The sequence below is a fragment of the Longimicrobium sp. genome, from assembly GCF_036554565.1.
In the GTDB taxonomy this organism is placed as follows: Bacteria; Gemmatimonadota; Gemmatimonadetes; order Longimicrobiales; family Longimicrobiaceae; genus Longimicrobium.
In genome coordinates, this window is the sequence record NZ_DATBNB010000401.1 from 1 (window position 1) to 2662 (window position 2662).

Sequence of the window (2662 nt, forward strand, 5' to 3'; positions counted from 1 at the left end):
CCCAATCCCTCTGCAGGCCCAAACACGAACCCCTGTTCCAACCGCCCTCGTGCGACTATCGTGTACGTGCTGCTAATTTAGCACCGGCAAAATCACCAGATCCCCGCAAGGAGTCCTCATGCTGCGTCGTTCCATGCGCACCCTCCTGCTGCTCGCGCCGTGGCTGGCCGCGGTGCCCGCCGCTGCGCAGACCGCGCGCGACCTGCCGCCGCCTCCCGTGGCGCGCGTGATCCCCAAGACCGACACGCTGCACGGCGACGTGCGCGTCGACAACTACTTCTGGCTCCGCGACAAGCAGAACCAGGAGGTGATCAGCTACCTGGAAGCCGAAAACCGCTACACCGATTCCGCCATGGCGGGAACGAAGGCGCTCCAGGAAACGCTGTACCAGGAGATCCTGGGCCGCATCCGCCAGACGGACCTCTCGGTGCCGGACCGCATCGGCCCCTACTACTACTATACGCGCACCGAAGAGGGAAAGCAGTACCCGATCTTCGCCCGCAAGCGCGGGAGCCTGGAGGCGCGCGAGGAGGTGATCCTGGACCAGAACCAGATGGCCGAGGGGAAGCGCTACTTCGGCCTGGGCGCCTTTTCCGTCAGCCCCGACCACAAGCTGCTGGCCTTTTCCATCGACACCACCGGCGCCGAGCAGTTCGCGCTGATGGTCAAGAACCTGGAAACGGGCGAGATCTACCCGGAGCGGATGACCGGTGTCTCCTTCGGCGCCACCTGGGCCGGTGACAACCGCACGCTGTTCTATACCAAGCGCGACGAGGCGCAGCGCCCCGACCGCGTCTTCCGCCACACGCTGGGCACCGATCCCGCCACGGACGTGCTGGTGTTCCACGAGCCCGACGTGCTGTTCCGCGTGGGCGTGGGGCGCACCAAGGACGACAAGTACATGATCCTGTCGTCCAGCAGCTTCACCAGCAGCGAGGTCCGCGTGGCGCCGGCGGACCGGCCCACGGAGTTCCGCCTGATCGCCGCGCGCGAAAAGGACCACAGCTACTCCGTCAGCCACCAGAACGGCCGCTTCCTCATTCGCACCAACGCGGACGGCGCCAACAACTTCAAGCTGATGGAAGCGCCGGAGTCCAACCCGTCGCGGGCCAACTGGCGCGAGGTTGTGCCCCATCGCGCAACGGTGCTGCTGGACGGCTTCGACGTCTTCCGCGACCACCTGGTGCTCTTCGAGCGCACCAATGCGCTGCGGCAGATCCGCGTCCGCAACATCCGCAACGGCCAGGAGCACACCATCGACTTCCCGGAGCCGGTGTACACCGCGTCCCCGGGGAGCAATCCCGAGTACGACACCAGCACGCTCCGCTTCGGGTTCACCTCGCTGGTCACGCCGTCTTCGGTGTACGACTACGACATGAACACGCGCCAGCGGACGCTGAAGAAGCAGACGGAGGTGCTGGGCGGATACGACCCCTCACAGTACGCCACCGAGCGCACGTGGGCCCGCGCAGAAGACGGCACCATGGTGCCGGTGTCGCTGGTGTACAAGAAGCCGCTGGTGCGCGACGGCTCGCGTCCCATGCTGCTGTACGCGTACGGCAGCTACGGCAGCAGCACCGACCCCACCTTCAGCATCGCCAACCTGAGCCTGCTGGACCGCGGCGTGGTGTACGCCATCGCGCACATCCGCGGTGGCCAGGAGATGGGCCGGTCCTGGTACGACCAGGGCAAGATGATGAACAAGCGCAACACGTTCACCGACTTCATCGCGGTGGCCGAGCACCTGGTGAGCGAGCGCTTCACCTCGCGCGAGCGGCTGGGCATCCGCGGCGGCAGCGCGGGCGGGCTGCTGATGGGCGTGGTGGCGAACATGCGGCCGGACCTGTTCAAGGTGGTGATCGCCGACGTGCCGTTCGTCGACGTGATCAACACCATGCTCGACGCCTCGATCCCGCTCACGGCGGGCGAGTGGGAGCAGTGGGGCAACCCGCAGAACGAGGAGCACTACCGCTACATGCTCTCGTACTCGCCGTACGACAACGTGCAGGCCAAGGCGTATCCCACCATGCTGGTGACCACCGGGTTGAACGACCCGCGCGTGGCGTACTGGGAGCCGGCCAAGTGGGTCGCGCGGCTGCGCGCCACCAAGACCGACGACAACCTGCTGCTGCTGCGCACCAACATGGGCGCCGGCCACGGCGGCTCGTCGGGCCGGTACGACGCCCTGCGCGAGACGGCGTTCCGGTACGCGTTCCTGCTGCACCACCTGGGCGTGCGCTAGTAGGGATCGAGAGCAGCGACCAGGATCGAGGGCCCGTGTCGATGAGTTCGGCGCGGGCCCGGCCCTGCAGGGGCGAATGAATTCGCTGCAACGACCACACGAAGTCCGCCTTCGCGGACTCGCTTGCTCGTGTGGGAGGTTCGGTTCTGTGGCGCGTCCTTGCCGTGGGAGGTCCGCCGGTCTGCTGACGGCTAATCACAACGAACCCCGCCGAAGCGCGATCGAATTCTCCCCTCTCCCGCTTGCGGGAGAGGGGCCGGGGAAGAGGGCAGCCGGTGCATGCGCCGGCGCTGGTGCCAACGCCCGGAGGTCGCGGCCTCTGCACGGATGACCGCTGCCGCGCCCCTGCTTGGAGGTGCCCCAGGCTAGATCCTTCGGCCCGCGTGGGATGGCGTACGGGCTGGTCCGATGCGCCTGGGC

At 67.2% G+C, this 2662-nt stretch carries 1 protein-coding gene; it reads left to right on the plus strand.

Annotation, left to right across the window (positions count from 1 at the left end):
• Window positions 1-118: 118 nt before the first annotated feature.
• Window positions 119-2242, plus strand: a complete 2124-nt coding sequence (locus VIB55_RS11105) for a S9 family peptidase (RefSeq protein ID WP_331876728.1) — start codon at window positions 119-121, stop codon at window positions 2240-2242.
• Window positions 2243-2662: the final 420 nt, after the last annotated feature.

What these genes read in the sequence shown, in the direction of transcription:
- VIB55_RS11105 (WP_331876728.1), top strand. Translation starts at nt 119, where the DNA reads ATGCTGCGTCGTTCCATGCGCACCCTCCTGCTGCTCGCGCCGTGGCTG.